The organism is Embleya sp. NPDC059213 (assembly GCF_042754445.1).
Taxonomy (GTDB): domain Bacteria; phylum Actinomycetota; class Actinomycetes; order Streptomycetales; family Streptomycetaceae; genus Embleya.
Genome location: NZ_JBHZAV010000010.1, coordinates 18,554 through 36,212 on the forward strand (window position 1 = coordinate 18,554; position 17,659 = coordinate 36,212).

The following is a 17,659-nucleotide window of genomic DNA, read 5'->3' on the forward strand; positions in this document are numbered from 1 at the left end:
GGAGAACTCGGACGGCCGAGCGTGGGAGCGGCGCGAGGGGGAGCGGGTGGGTCGCGCGGGAGTGGCTGCGACCGGCGCTCGTCGGCCGGCCCCGGACCGGATGCGCCCCCGGGCGCTCCGGTTCAGTCGCGCTTGAGCAGGACCGCGCCCGGTTCGCGGGCGACCTCGGTGAAGCCCTGCCCGATCAGATGATCGATCCAGTAGCGGGCCCAGTCCTTGTTGTCGCCCCACACCTCGATCGCCGCGTAGCCGGGGCCGGGCAGGATGGTCGGGAAGTCGGTCACCCGGCGCACCCGCGAGACCAGTTGCGGCGAGAAACTCATCGTGGCCGACACCGTCGCGTCCCCCGGGACCTGATCGAGCACCTTGTGCGCCGAGTGCACCCGGTCCTGGACCATCCAGGTGCGCTTGTGCAGCAGGTCCATCAGCGGGAAGTCGCGCATGAGCGCCAGCGACACCGCGAGCGGGACGATGGCGGCCTTGGCGGCGTACCGGCGCAACCAGTCCGCCCGCGACGCGCGCAGTTTGACCACGCCGTCCACGAAGGCCGCGAACACGATCGGCATCAGCACCGCGCTGTAGTGGAAGTAGGTGCCCCAGTAGAACTCGTTGCTGGAGGTGAACCGCCACAACATGGTGGGCACGATCATCGCCAGGATCGGCGAGCGCAGCGCGATGAACCCGGTGGGCAGCAGCAGGGTGAACAGCGTCATCCATTTCGCGCTGGGCAACACCATCGACTTGGGCAGTTCGATGATCAGCTCGGTGATCGGCACCTGGCCCAGCGACGTGTTGGGATCCGCGTTGCCGGAGCGTTGCGTCGAGTCGAGATTGCCCCAGAACGCATAGGTGTCGTTCGGGTTGATCGCCGGCAGCAGCACGAAGATCGCCAGCGCGAACGCGGAGACCCCGATCAGCACGTGCGCGGCGGCCAGTTTCCAGCGGCGCAGCAGCACCAGCGGCACGGCCGCGGCGGCCAGGGTGAGCCCCAGGTCCTCCTTGACCAGGATCAGCGGCAACCACCAGGCCAGTGCCTGGACGTGTCGGCCGAGCAGGAAACGGTCGAGGCCGAAGGCCAGCAGCGGTACCGCGAACGCGATCTCGTGGAAGTCGAACGAGACGGCCGACTGGATGCCCCAGGACAGCCCGTAGGCGATACCGAGCCCGGCGGCGCCGAGCGTGCCGAACGCGCGGGCGGCGATCCGGGTGATCGGTACCACCGAGGCGGCGACCAGGAACGCCTGGGCGATCAACAGGGTGCTCGGGCCGGGGAAGATCCGGTAGATCGGGCCGAGCAGCGCCAGGATCGGGTGGAAGTGCTCGCCGAGCACGTTGAAGTCGGGCGCCCGGATGTCCGATACCGGCGCCTCGAAGTTCGAGTACGCCTTGACCACCTGTTCGAACAGGCCCAGGTCGTAGGCGTGCGTTTCCATCCGCCGGTGGCGCAGCAGCGAGTGTGCGGCGTAGATCAGGAAGAAGCACACGGCGAGCAGGTACGGCAGCGCGCCGGGGCCGATCCGCTGCCGGGCCCGTTGGACCACGGTGCGCAGACCGACGTCGTGTTCACCCGTTCGGGGGGCGATCACCGCCGGTTCGACGACCGTCGAGGCGCCCGGCGCCGGATTCGCGTCGGCGGTGCCCGATGCCTCGAACCGCTCGTGAACAGCGCCGGGCGCCGTCCCCCTGTCTTCCATGTGTCTCCGTCCGGGTCGGGCATGCGCGGGCACACCGTACCGGTGTCGGCCCTGTCCTGAAGCAGAGCGCAACCTGAGCCGTTTGGTTGCTCAATCCCGCACGATGTTTGCCGGGGCCACCCCTTCGGACCAGCGTTCGAGCTGCGCCCGGATCAGCCGCAGGGCGCGCGGCAGGAAGGCGGACGAGCTGCCGCCGACGTGCGGACTGATCAATACGCCGGGCGCGAAGCGCAGCGGATGCTCGGCCGGCAGCGGCTCGGGTTCGGTGACGTCCAGGGCCGCGCGGAGCCGACCGGTGCCCAGTTCGGCGAGCAGCGCGTCGGTGTCCACGACCGCGCCGCGCGCGACGTTGACCACGAGCGCGCCGTCGGGCAGCCGGGCCAGGAAGTCGGCGTCGACCAGGCCGCGGGTCTCCTCGGTGAGCGGGACGGTGAGGATCACCACATCCGCGTGCGGGAGCAACTCGGGCAGGTCGGCCATCGCCCGGACCGGTCCGTGCGGGCCCGGGCGGGCGCTGCGGGCGATCCGGACCACGTCCACCTCGAAGCCCTGGAGCCGGCGGTCCACCGCCTCGCCGATCGCTCCGTACCCCACGAGCAGCACCCGCTTGTCGGCCAGCGCGGGATAGAAGCCCGCCCGCCACTCCCCCGCGTCCTGGCCGCGGACGAACGTGGGGATGTCGCGCAGCGCGGCGAGGGTGAGGGCGAGCGCGAGTTCGGCGGTGCTCGTCTCGTGGATGCCGCGGCCGTTGCAGAGCAGCACGCCGGGCGGCAGGAACGGCAGGACGTGTTCGTAGCCGGCGGTCAGCGTCTGGATCACCTTCAGCCGGGGCATGTCCGCGATCCGGTCGAGTGTGCGGCGGTCGAACATGTAGGGCAGGACGTAGAACTCGACGTCGGCGGCGGTGTCCGGAACCGGGCCGTCGAGGCCGTCGTAGACGTCGATGAGCGATCGGGCGCCGTCGCCCGGGGCGAGTCGGCCCGGGAGCGGGGCGAGTTGCTCCAGGGAATACGGGACCCAGATCCTGCCGTCGGTGACCATGGCAGGAACTCTAAATGCCGTGTCGCACCCCACCCCCACGGGCTCGGCCTTAGGGTCGGAGCATCCCGAGAAGGTGGTGTTTCCGGTGCGCACACGCCGTCCGAAGCCTCGTTGGCCCTCCCTGGTGCTCGCCGTCGCGCTGGCGGCCGGACTCACCGCGTGCGGCTCCTCCGGCGACTCGTCGGACAAGAAGGGCTCGCCCGGCCCTTCCACCGCGCCGGTGGCCGGCACCCAGCCGCCGTACGTGCCGGCGGGGCCGACCGCGGCCAAGGTCGCCGAGCCGATCGTGGCCGGTGAGATCGCCCGGGACCTGAACACGCCGTGGGGTGTGGCGCTGCTGCCGGACAAGGACGCGCTGGTGTCCTCGCGCGACACCGGCACCATCACCCGGCTCGGTCCGGGCACCGTGACGCCGGTGGTGGTCGGCACGGTGCCGGGTTCGGTGCATCGCGGCGAGGGGGGTCTGCTGGGGATCGCGGTGTCGCCGACGTTCGCGAGCGACCACTTCCTGTACGCCTATCTCACCACCGAGCAGGACAACCGGATCGTCCGGATGACCTATCTGCCGGAACAACCGCTGGGCCCGCCCGAGGTGCTGCTCGCCGGGATCCCGGCCGGTTCGAACCACAACGGCGGCCGGATCGCGTTCGGCCCGGACGGCATGTTGTACGCGGGCACCGGCGAGGCCGGGCAGAAGCCGCTGGCCCAGGACCGGAACTCGCTCGGCGGCAAGATCCTGCGGCTCACGCCCGAGGGCCGCCCGGCGCCCGGCAACCCGTTCCCGAACTCCCCGGTGTGGAGCCTGGGCCACCGCAACGTCCAGGGCCTCGCGTGGGATTCGACCGGCCGGCTGTGGGCGAGCGAGTTCGGCCAGGACACCTGGGACGAGTTGAACCTGATCCGCTCCGGCGCCGACTACGGCTGGCCGGCGGTCGAGGGCACGAGCGACAACCCCGCGTACGTCAACCCGGTCGCCCAGTGGGCCACCGACGACGCCTCGCCGAGCGGCATCGCGATCGTGGGCGACGTGGTGTACCTGGCCGGCCTCAAGGGCGAACGCCTGTGGGAGGCCCCGATCGTGGGCTCCACCGTGACCGAGCCCAAGGCGTACTTCCAGGGCAGGTACGGCCGGCTGCGCACGGTCGTGGCCGTCGGCGCGGGCGAACTGTGGCTGGTCACGAGCATGACCGACGGTCGGGGAACGCCGCGCAAGGGGGACGACCGGATCCTGCGCCTGGTCTCGGGCTGAGGCACCCGCTCCGGCCCGGCCCGGGTGGGCGGCGTGGTTGTGCCGGTTCGGGCGACGTCCGAGGCGGACGTTAGCGTATGCCGCACGAGGGAGGGATTCCGTGGACCGGAGCCTGGTGTTGGTGCTGCGCGAGCTTTCCGAGGCCGATGTGGCGGATGTGTTCACCCGGTTGACGGGGGTGCGCGGGTTCGGCGCGTCGGTGCCGCACGAGGTGTGCCTCTCGGACGCGTTGGTGGACACGATCGCCTACTGCGCGCGTGGCTGGGAGGTCGCCGAGACGGCGGCCAACCCTCGGCTGACGCCGAGTCAACTGTGCCGACTGATCGAGGCCGGCGGCGATCCGGTGGTGGCCGCGGCGTTCCCGCCGGGCGAGGAGAGCGATCCGGGCGGCGACGAGGTCGGCGATCTCGATCGGGCCCGACGGGAGTTGCGCCGGCCCGGCGTCACGGCCGAGCGGGCGCTGGCGCTGTTGCAGGCGTATCCGGTGTTGGCGCACACCGCTCGGCGGGGCGGCTCGGCGAGCGTGTTGCACAGCCCGGATCTGCCGGTGACCCGGACCGAGGCGCTGGACCAGGTCGGCCCCGCGCTGCGGGCCGGGGTGCTCGCGCCGCGCGAGATCCTGGCCCGGATGCGGCCCGCCCGGGTCGCCGCCCAGGTGCTCGCGGTGGTCTCCCGGGAACACTCCTACGTCACCGGCGAGACCACGATCCACGACGTGCTCAGGCCGCAGATCATCGCGACGCTGGGCGCCGATCCGGCCGCGTGGGCCCAACTGGCCCGCAGGCTGGGGCGGTTCGGCGGCACCCTGCCGGAGCTGTTCGCCGAGGCGAAGGCGCACGCGGACAAGCCGACGATCGCGGTGCCGGCCGCCGTGCGCCCGTCGGTGGTCTTCCTGCTCCGCCGGCTGGACGCGGACGAACTGACCGCCCTGATACCGCATCTGGACGACGCGGCGGCGGCCGCCCTGCTCCCGGGCAACGTCCCGCCGTTGCCGAATGTCGCCGAGGCCGCACTGCGCTGCGCACATCCGGCGATGCTCGCGGCGCTCGCCGAGCACCAGACCATCGGGCGGCACTACGCCCGGCTGCTCAAGGACCTCGGTGACGACCGCTTGGACCGTCTCCTGGTCGAGAACCGCTCCGGCGTCACCGCCGAGTTGCGGCGCGAGATCTACGCCGGCCGGCGGGCCGGTCGCCCGCGCGTACCGATGCATCCGGACCTGCGGGCCCAACTGATCAACGAACCGCACTTCGGTGGCGAGCCCGAGTCCTACGCGATGTCCGGCGACCCCGGTGTGGTGGACCACGCGCTGCCCAAGTGCGGGGAGCGCAAGCTGCGTCGGATCGACTGGATCGACATCGTGTTGAGCCTGTGGGAGCGGGCCGACGCGAAGGTGACCGGCGACATCCTGGCCAACCACGGCGCGCTGTTCCCGGACCTGATCCGCAGCACGGCGCAGGCCGCGTTGGCCGCCGACGACCCGACGGCGCTCCGGGAGTTGCGTGCGCGCTGGGATCGCGGGCCGCGGGCCGAACCGCCGGTCCCCGAGCATCGCCGGCCGGCCGTCGACCGGGTGCGCGACACACCGTTGGACCAGTGGCACTCCTGGCTCTCCGCCGCGGTCGTCGCGGGCGAGTTGGACACCGAGGAGGTCGTCCGGCACGCCCGGCCGGCCCGGCACGCGTTCGAGGCGCTGGTGGCGATCGACACCTACCACTGGGCTCCCGGCGACCCGCGCCCGGCGCTCGCGCACCTGGCCAAGCGCATCGGCGCCAACCCCGAGGCGTGGGTCGTCCTCACCGGGCTGATCGCCGAGTTCGAGGGAACGCTCGCCGAACTCGCCGACCTGTCGTCCGCCGCGGCGGGGTAGACCGAGGCCCGGCCTTCGAGACCCGCCGGCTCGTCCGGTCCGGCGGATCGGACGGGCCTAGCCGTCCACCAGGTGCAACCGGTGGGCCACCGCGGCGGCTTCGCCGCGGCCGGTCACCTCCAGCTTGGCCAGGATGTTGGATACGTGCACGCTGGCCGTCTTGACGCTGATGTACAACTCCTCGGCGATCTGGCGGTTGCTGCGGCCGTCGGCGACCAGTCGCAGGACGTCGATCTCGCGGGGCGTCAGGGTCGGCAGCGGTGTGCCGGCGTCGCCCTGGGTGGTGGGGGCCATCCGGGCGCGGCGGGTGAGCAGGTCGATGAGTTCGCGCAGGGTCTTGGCGTCCAGGAGGACGGCCACCTCCGCGGCGGTGGCCAGCGGGAGCGCGGCGGCGTCGCGGTCGCCGGCGGCGAGCAGGGTCTCCGCGTGCCGGAAGCGGGCCCAGGCGGTGCGGTAGACCTGCTCGGTCATTTCCCAGGCGCAGACCACCCGACCCCACAGCTCGGCGTCGTCGGTGCCTGCCGCGCGGGCCAGTTCGGCCTTGACCTGCGACGCGTACGCCGCGTCCAGCGCGCAGTCCACCGCGAGCGTGCCGGCCATCGCCGCGATCCGGTCGGCGATGTCCTGACGGGCCTTGAGCTCGGACTCGCGCGGGCGCACGGTCGAGGTGCGCGCGTCCGCCTCGTTGGCCGCCGCGTCGGCGAGCAGTGGCCACATGTAGCGCTGATGGCCCGGCGGGCAGCCGACCCCGTCCAGGGCCGCGACCAGCGCCTCGCGGGATTCGTCCAGCCGGCCCTGCGCCTCGGCCACCCGGATCTCGGCGCGGGCCAGCGGGATCGAGTATTGCGCCTCGACGTAGCGCGAGCCGGCGGCCAGCCGGGAGCGCTTGAGATGCGCGCTCGCCCCGCGTACGTCACCGCGGGCCAGGCACAGGTCGACCAGTTGAAGTTCGAGGTGGCGGGTGGTCTGCGGCCCCGGGTCCAGGTCGAGGGTCTTCTCCACCAGCGTCTCCAGGTCGGCCCAGTCGCCGGCCGAGAGCAACGACTCGGCGAGGTTGCCCAGCGCGAACGAGCCGGAGGTGCGGGTGAGTCCGCGCTCGGCGGCGACGTCCATCGCGCGCCGCGCGGCCACCGCGCTCTCCCGGTGTCGACCCAGACCCTCCAGGAGCGACGCCTTGTTGCTCAGCACATGCACCAGGCTGTCCGGCTCGCTGCTGTCGATCGCGCCCTCCTCGGCCAGCGCGATCTGTGCCATGCCCTCCTCGACCCGTCCGATCTGCACCAGGCCGCAGGCGAGCGTCTTGCGGGCCTCCGCCTCGATGTCGCGGCCGGCCATGGCCCGGGCGAGGTCCAGCGCGGTCATCGCCTCGGCGATCGCCTCTTCGCCGTCGCCGTCGAGCATCCGGTCCCGGGCGATGTGCGCGAGCACTCGGGCCTGCTCCATCGACGGTGGCAGACCCGCCAGGATCTCTCTGGCCCGGTGCAGTTCGGGCATGCCCGACGAGCGGCACAGGATGCGCAGACTCCGGGCCTTCTCCCGCCACAGGAACGCGGCCAACTCGGGTTCGGCGACCGGGTCCACCAGTTGGATCGCCCGCTTGCAGAAGTGGATGGCCAACTCGCGCTCGCTGCCCAGTCGGGCCGCGGTGACCGCCTCCATGTAGATGTCGATCAGCCGGCGACCGCTCAGTTGCTCCGGATCGGGCACCTGCTCCCACAGCAGCAGTGCCCGCTCCAGCAGCCGGGTGCGTTCGTCGAAGGCATACCGCTCGCGCGCCGCCTCGGCCGCGGCGAGCACCGCCGGCAGCGCCTTGACCGCCTTGCCGGCGTGGAACCAGTAGGTGGCGATCCGACCGCGCAGCTCGTCGGCGCCGACCAGGTCCGGGCAGCGCTCCAACGCCTCGGCGAAGGTGGCGTAGAGCCGGACCCGCTCACCCGGCATCAGATCCTCGCGGATCGCGGTGCGCACCAGTGCATGTCGGAACTGGAACTCCTCGCCGATCGGCACCAGTACGTGTGCCGACACCGCCGTGCGCAGCGCCTCCTCCAGCCGATCCGGATCCAGCCAGGAGACCTCGGTGAGCAGCCGGTGCCCGACGGTGACCCCGCCGATCGCGGCCAGTCGGATCACCTTCTGGGTGTCCTCGGACAACTCCTCGATCCGGATCAGCAGCAGGTCGCGCAGCGTGTCCGAGATGCCGGTGAGTTGGCCGTCGCGGATGCTGCAGGCGAGTTCCTCGACGAAGAACGCGTTCCCCTCGGACTTCTGGAAGATCTGTCGGATCAGCCGGCGCGGCGGGTCCTCGCGCAGGATGCCGCGCAACTGGTCGCCGACCTGGGCCCGGGTGAGTCGGGCCAGGTCGATCCGGGCGACGTTGTGCACCCGGTCCAACTCGGCCAGGAAGGAGCGCAGCGGATGCCGACGGTCCACCGCGTCCGCCCGGTACGTGCCGACGATCAGGATCCGACCGGTGCGCAGCAGCCGGAACAGGAAGCCGAGCAGTTCGCGCGTGGACGAGTCGGCCCAGTGCAGGTCCTCGATCGCGATCACCAGGGTGCGGTCGCCGCCCAGTCGCTCCAGCAGGCCGAGCATCAACTCGAACAGCCGGACCCGGTCGAACTCGCCGTCGCGCGCGATGGTGCCCGGCGCCAGGTCGGGCAGCAGCCACGCCAAATCGCGCTCGCGACCGGCGACCGCCTCGGCCAGCTCGGGGCCGATCCGGCGGGAGAGGGTACGCAGTGCCGCCGAGATCGGCGCGAACGGCAGGCTCTCCGCGCCCAGCTCCAGGCAGCCGCCGACGGCGGTCACCGCGCCCTGTGCCTCGGCCCGCTCCAGGAACTCCTGGAGCAGGCGCGTCTTGCCGACGCCGGCCTCGCCCCCGACGAGTACGACGCCCGGCGTGCCCTCGTCGGCTTCGCGCAAAGCCTGGAGGAACCGCGCCATTTCCAATGACCGGCCTACGAACACGGGAGAAACAGAAGTACTCGCCACAGTGCCGAGCATGTCATGTTCCTTCGCTTCGCAGCCGGGGTTTTCACCCCCGGCGAAACCCGTTTGCGCAGGTCAACAAGGGGGTTTCGAACAGCGTGGCGGGCATCACGTGCTCACCGTGCGCGCAGGTGCAGGCCGGCTACCCGCCACCCGATCAAGCCGCGATCGGAACTGAGGCCGCCGGCGCCCCGGCCGGTTCGGCGCTCCTCGCGCCGGGCCACCCGGGCCGCCTTGGCCGCGAGCCGGCCGGCGCGCTGTGCCTCGCGGACGGCCCGGTCCCGGTCGGCCATCGCCCGCAGCTCGCGCGAACGGGCCTGGAACAGTTCGTACTCCATGGTGTCGACCTCCTGGTCACCCGAGCCGGTCGCTCCGGCTCGTGGTACGAGCTTCGCGTCCCAGGGGGTCCGCCGGCATCGGGCGGATGCCGTATCCCGGGTGCTCAGCTCGTCCACGATCGATCCAAGGCAATCGAGAAGAACCCGATAAGGGGGTCGTACAGACCTGGGGAGAACCCCGGTCGAACATCGCGGCGTCCCGTCGAGGTGTGGGACACACACGAAAGGGCCCCCGATCGCGATGCGATCGAGGGCCCTCCTCGGGGTGAGCGGCCGCCGGCCGGTCAGGAAACGCCCAGGCGCTCCAGGATCAGCTCACGCACTCGTGCCGCGTCGGCCTGTCCGCGCGTGGTCTTCATGACCGCGCCGACCAGGGCCCCGACCGCCTGCACCTTGCCGCCGCGGATCTTGTCGGCGATGCCCGCGTTGGCCGCGATCGCCTCGTCCACGGCCGCGCCGAGCGCCGAGTCGTCGGAGACGACCTTGAGCCCGCGCGCCTCGACCACCGCGTCCGGCTCGCCCTCGCCGGCGAGCACGCCGTCGATCACCTGGCGGGCCAGCTTGTCGTTCAGCTCGCCGCCCTTGACCAGCGCCGCCACCCGCGCGACCTGGGCCGCCGTGATCGGCAGCGTGGCCACCTCGACGCCGCGCTCGTTGGCCCGCCGGGACAACTCGCCCAGCCACCACTTGCGGGCCGCGTCCGCGTCGGCCCCGGCGTCGATGGTGGCCAGGATCACGTCGAGCACGCCGGCGTTGACCATCGACTGCATCTCGAAGTCGTTGACGCCCCACTCGGCCTGCAGCCGGGCCCGGCGCAACGACGGCAGCTCGGGCAGCGTGCCGCGCAGTTCCTCGACCCAGGCACGCGAGGGCGCCACCGGCACCAGGTCGGGCTCGGGGAAGTAGCGGTAGTCCTCGGCCTCTTCCTTGATGCGGCCGGCGGTGGTGCTGCCGTCCTCCTCGTGGAAGTGCCGGGTCTCCTGCACGATGGTGCCGCCGTCGGTCAGCACGGTGGCGTGCCGCTGGATCTCGAACCGGATGGCCCGCTCGACCGAACGCAGCGAGTTGACGTTCTTGGTCTCGCTGCGGGTGCCGAACTTCTCCCGGCCCTTGGGGCGCAGCGACAGGTTCGCGTCGCAGCGCATCTGGCCGAGTTCCATCCGGGCCTCGGACACCCCGAGCGCGCGGATCAGCTCGCGCAGCTCGGCGACGTACGCCTTGGCCACCAGCGGGGCCAGTTCGCCCGCGCCCTCGATCGGCTTGGTGACGATCTCGATCAGCGGGATGCCGCACCGGTTGTAGTCGAGCAGCGAGTAGTCCGCGCCGTGGATGCGACCGGTCGCGCCGCCCATGTGCAGCGACTTGCCGGTGTCCTCCTCCATGTGCGCGCGCTCGATCTCCACGCGCCAGGTCTTGCCCTCGACCAGGACGTCGAGGTAGCCGTCGAACGCGATCGGCTCGTCGTACTGCGAGGTCTGGAAGTTCTTCGGCATGTCCGGATAGAAGTAGTTCTTCCGGGCGAAGCGGCACCACTCGGCGATGTTGCAGTTGAGCGCGAGGCCGATCCGGATCGCCGACTCGACCGCGACCGCGTTGACCACGGGCAGCGCGCCGGGCATGCCCAGGCAGGTCGGACACACCTGGCTGTTGGGCTCCGCGCCGAACTCGGTCGAGCAGCCGCAGAACATCTTGGTCGCGGTGCCCAGTTCGACGTGGACCTCCAGGCCCATCACCGGGTCGTAGGTCTCCAGCGCGTCCTCGTAGGACATCAGGCTGGTGGTACTCACAGGGCGTCGGCCTCCGTCAGCTCGTCCTCGACCTCGCGCATCGCGCGGATCAGCAACGCGAAGCCGGTGACCACCGCGGCGGCGCTGATCACCGCGTCGGCCAGCTCCAGCTTGTCGTTCTTGCCGCGGGCTTCCTTGATCTGCTTGATCACGCCGATCGCGCCGAAGAGCTGCATGCCGACGCTGAAGACCTTGGCGACGTTGCTCTTGGGGGCTTTCTTCTTCTTGGCCATATCGACTCCTCGAAAAGTCAGAGCGCGGGTGCGCGGTCGAGCAGCGGGGCACCCCAGCGGGACAGGTAGGCGGCCTCGACGGCGGCACCCACCCGGTACAGCCGATCGTCCGCCATCGCGGGCGCGATGATCTGCAGGCCGACCGGCAGGCCGTCCTCGTCCGCGAGGCCGCACGGCAGCGACATCGCGGCGTTGCCCGCGAGGTTGGACGGGATGGTGCACAGGTCCGCGAGGTACATCGCCATCGGGTCGTCCGCGCGCTCCCCGATCGGGAACGCGGTGGTCGGCGTGGTCGGCGAGATCAGCACGTCCACCTGCCCGAAGGCCGCCTCGAAGTCGCGGGTGATGAGCGTGCGGACCTTCTGCGCCTGGCCGTAGTACGCGTCGTAGTAGCCCGAGGAGAGCGCGTACGTGCCGAGCATGATCCGGCGCTTGACCTCGGCGCCGAAGCCGGCCTCGCGGGTCAGCGACATGACCTCCTCGGCCGAGCGGTCGCCGTCGTCGCCGACCCGCAGGCCGTAGCGCATCGCGTCGAAGCGGGCCAGGTTGGACGACGCCTCCGAGGGCGCGATCAGGTAGTAGGCCGGCATCGCGTAGGTGAAGTTCGGGCAGGAGATCTCGACGATCTCGGCGCCCAGTTCGCGCAGCAGCTCGACCGCCTCGGCGAACCGGGCCAGCACGCCCGCCTGGTAGCCCTCGCCGCCGAACTCCTTGACCACGCCGATCCGCAGGCCCTTGACGCTGCCGCTGCGCGCGGCCTCGACCACGTCGGGCACCGGTGCGTCGATCGAGGTCGAGTCGAGCGGGTCGTGCCCGGCGATCGCCTCGTGCAGCAGCGCCGCGTCGAGCACCGTGCGCGCGCACGGGCCGCCCTGGTCGAGCGAGGAGGAGAAGGCCACCAGGCCGTACCGCGAGACGCCACCGTAGGTGGGCTTGACGCCGACCGTGCCGGTGAGCGCGGCGGGCTGGCGGATCGAGCCGCCGGTGTCGGTGCCGATCGCCAGCGGCGCCTGGAAGGACGCGATGGCGGCGGCCGAACCACCGCCGGAGCCGCCCGGGACCCGGCTGGGGTCCCACGGGTTGCCGGTCGGACCGTACGCGGAGTTCTCGGTGGAGGACCCCATGGCGAACTCGTCCATGTTGGTCTTGCCGAGGATGACCACGCCCGCGTCCTTGAGCCGGCGGGTCAGCGTCGCGTCGTACGGCGGCTTCCAGCCCTCCAGCATCTTCGACCCGCAGGTGGTCGGCACGCCCTTGGTGGTGAACACGTCCTTGAGCGCGAGCGGTACGCCGGCCAGCGGGCCGAGCCGGTCGCCGCGGGCGCGGGCGTCGTCGACGGCCTTGGCCGCGGCGAGCGCGCCGTCCGCGTCCACGTGCAGGAACGCGTGCACCTTGGCGTCGACGGCCTCGATGCGGTCCAGGTGGGCCTGGGCGACCTCGACGGCGGTGACCTTGCCGTCGGCGATGGCGGAGGCGGTCTCGGCCGCCGTCCAGCGAATGGTCTCGGTCATGGCCGTCACTCCTCTCCCAGGATGCGGGGCACCCGGAAACGCTGCTCTTCGGCGGCCGGCGCACCGGACAGCGCCTCCTCGGGGGTGAGCCCGGGGCGGATGACGTCCGGCCGCATGACGTTCGTCAGCGGCAGCGGGTGCGAGGTCGGCGGGATGTCGTCGGCTGCGACCTCGGCGACGCGGGCGACCGCGCCGATGATGTCGTCGAGCTGCGCGGCGAGGTGATCAAGCTCCTCGGCCCCGAGCTCCAGCCGCGACAGCCGGGCGAGGTGGGCGACCTCCTCGCGCGTGATGCCAGGCATGCAGGCGGGTTCCTTCGGTTTCGTCGGGTGTGGAGGGCCCAGTCTATTGGCCGGGGGCGCGGGATTTTTGTTCCCACCTGTCGGCCGGGGGCGCGGGGTTTTGTTCCCGGCCGCCCACCCGCGGCGTCCGGCGGGGAGGCTGCGGGGGTTCGGGCGGGTGGGTGGCCCACCGGGACCTCTTGATCCACTTCGTGCCGGGTTCGGGCGGCTTCGGGCCGGCCGCTCGGGTACGCGGGTGCGAATAATTCCGGCCGGACGGCACATCTCGTCGAACGACTCGGAAGTAACTTCACTCAAATGCCAACTTCCGTTACCGACTGGGTAAGAGAACTTTGCGAAGCCACTCTCCGGTCTGCGTCCCCCCGCGTCGATCGGCCCTTCGCACGACTCTTGGGCCCGGCGTCCGAGAGCGCGCTCGTCAAGGACTCGGGGCTTGGGAGGGGACACGATGGCCGCCATCGTGCTGGTACACGGGATCGCGCAGGAATACAGGTCGGCCCACACGCTCGAGGAGGAGTGGGTGCCACGACTGGCCCGGGGAGTGAAGGCCGCAGGTTTTCCCGAGGTCGCGGACCGTCTGTGGAAGTACCGCCACACCCGTCGCGGGATCGACGCGCGGATGGCGTTCTATGGTGACCTGCTCCGCCGACACCCGTCGCAGGGCGAGATGATCGACGAGGACATCCAGCACGAGGTGACCGCGCGCATCGGTCGCGAATGGCTGGATCGCGCCGCGCTCCGCGGTTCGGTTCCGCCGGAACGGCAGCGCGCGGCAAGGGAGATCGCCCGCCTGGAGGGCGGGCCGGGGGAGACGGGTCGCACCGTCGTGCTCTCCCCCACGTGTGGGCTCGCCGGGTTGCGCTGGTTCGCCGCCGACGGGCCGGGCTCGGCCGGTGGCTTCGTGAACAAGGCGCTGACCCAGTTGACCCGATATCTGACGGACGATCAGACCCGGAATCGGGTGCTCGATCGGGTGGGTACCGAGATCGGTTTCGACACCAAGGTGGTGATCGGGCACTCGCTCGGAGCGGTGGTCGCCTACGAACTCGCCCACCGGCTGCGCAGACCGCTGCCGCTGTTGATCACGCTCGGGTCTCCGCTCGGCCCGGACACGGTCGTCGACTCGTGGGTGCGGCCCCAGCCCGCACAGCCGCCGGCGTTCGTCGAGAACTGGGTGAATCTGGCCGATCGCGACGACCTCGTGGCGGCGGATCCCACGCTGGGGCGGATGTTCCCGGTGCCCACCGAGGGCGGGCCGGTGATGCGGGGCGGTTACACCGGCGAGCATGGGGCCGAGCCGCACAAGGCGTGTTTCTACCTTCAGCGACGCGAGATAGGTCGGAGTGTGGGGTTGGCCTTCGGAACATGAAACGTGCTGCCGGGCGGGCTGCGCAGCCTGCGATCCTGCCCGCGGCCCGTTGTCCTCGGGCGCCGGACGGGCCACGTGGCCTCGAACGCCGGCCGGGCCGGATCTCGGCCCGGCCGGCGTTCGAGGTTGCCGGTGTCCGCTCGGCGGTCAGATGCCCAGTCGAGCGGCGAGGCCGTCGAGGATGCAGTCGAGGGCGGTCTCGAATTGGCGGCGCGGGTCGTCCTTGTGCCGGGCGGTGCCGAGGTAGTCGTGGAAGGCGGGGTAGCGGCCCGTCTTCATCAGGTAGGTCATCTCCGGGGCCAACTGCGTGCGCAGCGCGTGGACATCGGCCGCACCCCGAACCTCCATCAGCCGCAGGGTGGCCACCTCGGCGGCGGTGCGGCCCTGGACATACGCGCCGACCGCGTCCACCGCGACCATCGCGTCGTCCGGCGACAGGTCGAGCTCGGCGAGCGCGGCCATCCCCCACTCGACCGCCGCCAGCCGGTTCGGGGTGAGTGAGATCGCCGCCCGGGCCGACGGCAACTGCACCAGCCACGGGTGCCGCAGCACGACGTCGCGGGTATCCGTGGCCAACCCGCGCAGCGTCGCGCGCCACCCCGCGCCGGCTTCGGGCGCGGTCAACTCGCCGTAGACCCGATCGACCATCAGCTCCAACAGGTCGTCCTTGCCCGACACGTACCGATACGCGGCCATCGGCGCGACACCCAACTCGGTCGCCAGCCGCCGCATCGTCACCGCCTCGATGCCCTCGGCGTCGGCGACGCCGACCGCGACCTCGGCGATGCGATCCGGGCTGAGCACGGCGCGCGGAGCCGGCGGCGGGTTCTCCAGCCGTTCCCACAGCGAGACGCGCGGCTCGCCGCCCGCGCCGGCGGCGTCCGGTCGCGCCTCGGCCGACGACGACTTCTTCTGCTGGCCGGCCATGACGGTCCTCCGGGGGCTGCGCCGCAACGATGTGTACAACGTATCAAGAGTAGACGACGTACACCTGTCTGTGTACGTTGTATCTCACCGGATACGTTGTACACATCCCATCGAGGAGCACCCATGCCCGCCACCACTCCCCTGCGCCTCGTGATCCTCGTCGGCAGCACCCGGGAGGGCCGCTTCGCGCCCACCGTCGCCGCCTGGATCCGGGCCCGGGCCGCCGAGCACTCCGACCTCACCGTGGACGTGGTCGACCCGGTCGAGACCCCGCTGCCCACCGTCTTCCCGGCCTTCGGGCAGCCGCCCGCGCCCAACACCGCCGAGTTGCTCGCGAAGGTGTCGCCCCGGCTGGCCGCCGCCGACGCGTTCGTGATCGTCACACCGGAGTACAACCACAGCTTCCCGGCCGCGCTGAAGAACGCGATCGACTGGCACAACCCGGAATGGCACGCCAAGCCGGTCGGCTTCGTGTCCTACGGCGGGCTGTCCGGCGGGCTCCGCGCGGTCGAGCAACTGCGGGTCGTACTGGCCGAGTTGCACGCGGTCACCGTCCGGGACACGGTCAGCTTCCACGGGCACTGGGACAGGTTCGACGCGGCGGGCGACGCGATCGACCCCGCCGCGAACGCCGCCGCGAAGACCATGCTCGACCAGCTCGTGTGGTGGGCGCACGCACTGCGCGAGGCCAAGGCCGTCCGCCCGTACGCGGCCTGACCTCGCGCCCGCACCGTCGAACCCGACCGAACTCACCACGGGGGCAACGCCATGCCACAGGAAACCGACACCCCGCCCGGCAGGATCCCCTTCGCCGTCCTCGGCCCGATCCTGGGCATGTTCCTGGGCATGCTCGACGGCACCATCGTGGGCACCGCGTTGCCCACCATCGTGGGTGACCTGGGCGGCCTGGAGCACCTGTCCTGGGTGGTGACCGCGTACCTGCTCGCCGCCGCCGTGACCACCCCGATCTGGGGCAAGGTCGGCGACCTGTACGGCCGCAAGGGCGCGTACCTGGCCGCGATCGGGCTGTTCCTGGTCGGCTCCGTGCTCTCCGGCCTGGCCCGGGACATGAACGAGCTGATCGCCTTCCGCGCCGTCCAGGGGCTGGGCGCGGGCGGGCTGATGGTCGGCGCGTTCGCGCTGATCGGCACGCTGGTGCCGCCCCGCGACAGTGGTCGGGTGCAGGCGCTGTTCGGCGCGGTCATGCCGATCGCGCTGGTCGGCGGGCCGCTGCTCGGCGGCTTCCTCACCGATCACCTGAACTGGCGCTGGGCCTTCTACGTCAACGTGCCGTTCGGCCTGCTCGCGCTGGCCATCGTCGGCGTCGGCATCCGCCTCGACACCGTGCGGATCAAGGCCCGGATCGACTACGCCGGCGCCGCGCTGCTCACCATCGCGATCGTCGCGCTGACCCTGCTCGCCGGCTGGGCGGGCACCACCTACGCGTGGACCTCCCCGCAGATCCTGGGACTGGCCGGGCTCGCCGCCCTCGCCTTCGCCGGCTTCGTCCCGGTCGAGCGGCGCGCGGCCGAACCGATCATCCCGCCCCGGCTGTTCGCCGACCGCAACTTCGCCCTCGCCCAGGTGCTGAGCTTCCTGGTCGGCGCGGTGATGATCACGGCCACCAACTACCTGCCGCAGTACATGCAGTTCGTCCGGGACGCCTCGCCCACCGCGGGCGGCCTGCTGCTCCTGCCGCTGATGCTGGGCATGCTCGGCGTCCAGGTCACCGTCGGCCGGCTGATCACTCGTACCGGCCGCTATCGGGTGTATCCCATCGCGGGCGGCGCGGTGATGATCGCCGGGGCACTCGTACTGCTCGGCCTGGGTGTGCACACCCCCACGGCCGCGGCCTCGGCGCTGACCCTGGTGATCGGGATCGGCGTGGGGTTGGTGATGCAGAGCACCATGGTGCTCACCATGAACAGCGCCGACCCCCGCGACCTGGGCGCGGCGAGCGGCACCGCGACGCTGACCCGCACGATCGGCGGCTCGCTCGGCGTCGCGCTGCTGGGCGCGGTATACGCCCACCGCCTCCAGGGCAGCCTGGGCCCGGACCGGGACGGGACCGGCCCGACCCCGGCCATGTTGCGCGAATTGCCCACCGCCGCCCGGGACGCCTTCCGCACGGCGGTCGCCGGCGGCCTGCACGGCGTGGTGATCGGGCTGGCGGTGTTGTCCGCACTCGCGTTCGCGTTGTCCTGGTTCGTCCGCGAGGTCCCGCTGCGCTCGGCGGCCGAGGCAGCGGGCGGGGCCGCCACGAAGAACCCCGTCGCGACACCCGCCGGGGCACCGACCGGCGCGAACTAAGCTTCCGGGCGTGGACACCCCAGAACGTACTTCTCCCTGG

14 protein-coding genes are annotated in these 17,659 nt (G+C 71.7%); 5 read left to right on the top strand and 9 right to left on the bottom strand.

Going from position 1 to position 17,659, the window contains the following annotated elements; genetic code table 11:
- Positions 1-122: 122 nt before the first annotated feature.
- Together ACFXMF_RS06100 and ACFXMF_RS06105 are read right to left on the bottom strand one after the other, a co-directional pair.
- Positions 123-1,694 (bottom strand): DUF2079 domain-containing protein, encoded by a 1,572-nt coding sequence (locus ACFXMF_RS06100; RefSeq protein WP_379989824.1) that lies wholly within the window; start codon positions 1,692-1,694, stop codon positions 123-125.
- Between the two features lie 90 nt (positions 1,695-1,784).
- Positions 1,785-2,735, bottom strand: a complete 951-nt coding sequence (locus ACFXMF_RS06105) for a 2-hydroxyacid dehydrogenase (protein WP_360323936.1) — start codon at positions 2,733-2,735, stop codon at positions 1,785-1,787.
- Positions 2,736-2,820: 85 nt separating this feature from the next.
- Between ACFXMF_RS06105 and ACFXMF_RS06110 the strand changes: the two genes are divergently transcribed.
- Positions 2,821-3,984: a PQQ-dependent sugar dehydrogenase gene (locus tag ACFXMF_RS06110; protein ID WP_379989825.1), complete on the top strand. Its 1,164-nt coding sequence runs from the start codon at positions 2,821-2,823 to the stop codon at positions 3,982-3,984.
- A gap of 100 nt (positions 3,985-4,084) precedes the next feature.
- Entirely contained in the window at positions 4,085-5,854 is a 1,770-nt protein-coding gene (locus ACFXMF_RS06115) for a hypothetical protein (RefSeq protein WP_360323934.1), read from the top strand.
- Between the two features lie 57 nt (positions 5,855-5,911).
- Here the strand turns inward: ACFXMF_RS06115 and ACFXMF_RS06120 are convergent, their stop codons facing one another.
- From ACFXMF_RS06120 to gatC, 6 genes are all read right to left on the bottom strand, one after another.
- Entirely contained in the window at positions 5,912-8,857 is a 2,946-nt protein-coding gene (locus ACFXMF_RS06120; RefSeq protein WP_360323932.1) for an AAA family ATPase, read from the bottom strand.
- A gap of 101 nt (positions 8,858-8,958) precedes the next feature.
- Positions 8,959-9,180, bottom strand: a complete 222-nt coding sequence (locus ACFXMF_RS06125) for a hypothetical protein (protein ID WP_379989826.1) — start codon at positions 9,178-9,180, stop codon at positions 8,959-8,961.
- A 284-nt stretch (positions 9,181-9,464) separates the two neighbouring features.
- Positions 9,465-10,949: an Asp-tRNA(Asn)/Glu-tRNA(Gln) amidotransferase subunit GatB gene (gene gatB, locus ACFXMF_RS06130; protein ID WP_360323950.1), complete on the bottom strand. Its 1,485-nt coding sequence runs from the start codon at positions 10,947-10,949 to the stop codon at positions 9,465-9,467.
- A gap of 14 nt (positions 10,950-10,963) precedes the next feature.
- Positions 10,964-11,200 carry a hypothetical protein gene (locus ACFXMF_RS06135; protein ID WP_360323928.1) on the bottom strand — a complete coding sequence of 79 codons (237 nt, stop codon included), beginning with the start codon at positions 11,198-11,200 and terminating at the stop codon, positions 10,964-10,966.
- Between the two features lie 17 nt (positions 11,201-11,217).
- Positions 11,218-12,711 (bottom strand): Asp-tRNA(Asn)/Glu-tRNA(Gln) amidotransferase subunit GatA, encoded by a 1,494-nt coding sequence (gatA, locus tag ACFXMF_RS06140; protein ID WP_360323926.1) that lies wholly within the window; start codon positions 12,709-12,711, stop codon positions 11,218-11,220.
- Between the two features lie 5 nt (positions 12,712-12,716).
- Positions 12,717-13,013, bottom strand: a complete 297-nt coding sequence (gatC, locus tag ACFXMF_RS06145; RefSeq protein ID WP_355535084.1) for an Asp-tRNA(Asn)/Glu-tRNA(Gln) amidotransferase subunit GatC — start codon at positions 13,011-13,013, stop codon at positions 12,717-12,719.
- A 448-nt stretch (positions 13,014-13,461) separates the two neighbouring features.
- Here gatC and ACFXMF_RS06150 point away from each other — a divergent pair, with 448 nt between their 5' ends.
- Positions 13,462-14,382, top strand: coding sequence for a hypothetical protein (locus ACFXMF_RS06150; RefSeq protein ID WP_360323924.1), 921 nt, complete (start codon positions 13,462-13,464; stop codon positions 14,380-14,382).
- A 147-nt stretch (positions 14,383-14,529) separates the two neighbouring features.
- Here ACFXMF_RS06150 and ACFXMF_RS06155 read toward each other — a convergent pair whose 3' ends face one another.
- On the bottom strand, positions 14,530-15,309 hold the full coding sequence (locus tag ACFXMF_RS06155; RefSeq protein ID WP_360317354.1) for a TetR/AcrR family transcriptional regulator: 780 nt from the start codon (positions 15,307-15,309) through the stop codon (positions 14,530-14,532).
- Positions 15,310-15,432: 123 nt separating this feature from the next.
- Between ACFXMF_RS06155 and ACFXMF_RS06160 the strand changes: the two genes are divergently transcribed.
- On the top strand, positions 15,433-16,026 hold the full coding sequence (locus ACFXMF_RS06160; protein ID WP_360317351.1) for an NAD(P)H-dependent oxidoreductase: 594 nt from the start codon (positions 15,433-15,435) through the stop codon (positions 16,024-16,026).
- 51 nt (positions 16,027-16,077) lie between these two features.
- Positions 16,078-17,619, top strand: coding sequence for an MDR family MFS transporter (locus ACFXMF_RS06165; protein ID WP_360317349.1), 1,542 nt, complete (start codon positions 16,078-16,080; stop codon positions 17,617-17,619).
- The last annotated feature ends 40 nt before the right edge of the window (positions 17,620-17,659 follow it).

What these genes read in the sequence shown, in the direction of transcription:
- ACFXMF_RS06155 (WP_360317354.1), bottom strand. Translation starts at nt 15,309, where the DNA reads ATGGCCGGCCAGCAGAAGAAGTCGTCGTCGGCCGAGGCGCGACCGGAC.
- gatB (WP_360323950.1), bottom strand. Translation starts at nt 10,949, where the DNA reads ATGTCCTACGAGGACGCGCTGGAGACCTACGACCCGGTGATGGGCCTG.
- ACFXMF_RS06135 (WP_360323928.1), bottom strand. Translation starts at nt 11,200, where the DNA reads ATGGCCAAGAAGAAGAAAGCCCCCAAGAGCAACGTCGCCAAGGTCTTC.
- ACFXMF_RS06150 (WP_360323924.1), top strand. Translation starts at nt 13,462, where the DNA reads ATGGCCGCCATCGTGCTGGTACACGGGATCGCGCAGGAATACAGGTCG.
- gatA (WP_360323926.1), bottom strand. Translation starts at nt 12,711, where the DNA reads ATGACCGAGACCATTCGCTGGACGGCGGCCGAGACCGCCTCCGCCATC.
- ACFXMF_RS06165 (WP_360317349.1), top strand. Translation starts at nt 16,078, where the DNA reads ATGCCACAGGAAACCGACACCCCGCCCGGCAGGATCCCCTTCGCCGTC.
- ACFXMF_RS06120 (WP_360323932.1), bottom strand. Translation starts at nt 8,857, where the DNA reads ATGCTCGGCACTGTGGCGAGTACTTCTGTTTCTCCCGTGTTCGTAGGC.
- ACFXMF_RS06160 (WP_360317351.1), top strand. Translation starts at nt 15,433, where the DNA reads ATGCCCGCCACCACTCCCCTGCGCCTCGTGATCCTCGTCGGCAGCACC.
- ACFXMF_RS06125 (WP_379989826.1), bottom strand. Translation starts at nt 9,180, where the DNA reads ATGGAGTACGAACTGTTCCAGGCCCGTTCGCGCGAGCTGCGGGCGATG.
- ACFXMF_RS06100 (WP_379989824.1), bottom strand. Translation starts at nt 1,694, where the DNA reads ATGGAAGACAGGGGGACGGCGCCCGGCGCTGTTCACGAGCGGTTCGAG.
- gatC (WP_355535084.1), bottom strand. Translation starts at nt 13,013, where the DNA reads ATGCCTGGCATCACGCGCGAGGAGGTCGCCCACCTCGCCCGGCTGTCG.
- ACFXMF_RS06105 (WP_360323936.1), bottom strand. Translation starts at nt 2,735, where the DNA reads ATGGTCACCGACGGCAGGATCTGGGTCCCGTATTCCCTGGAGCAACTC.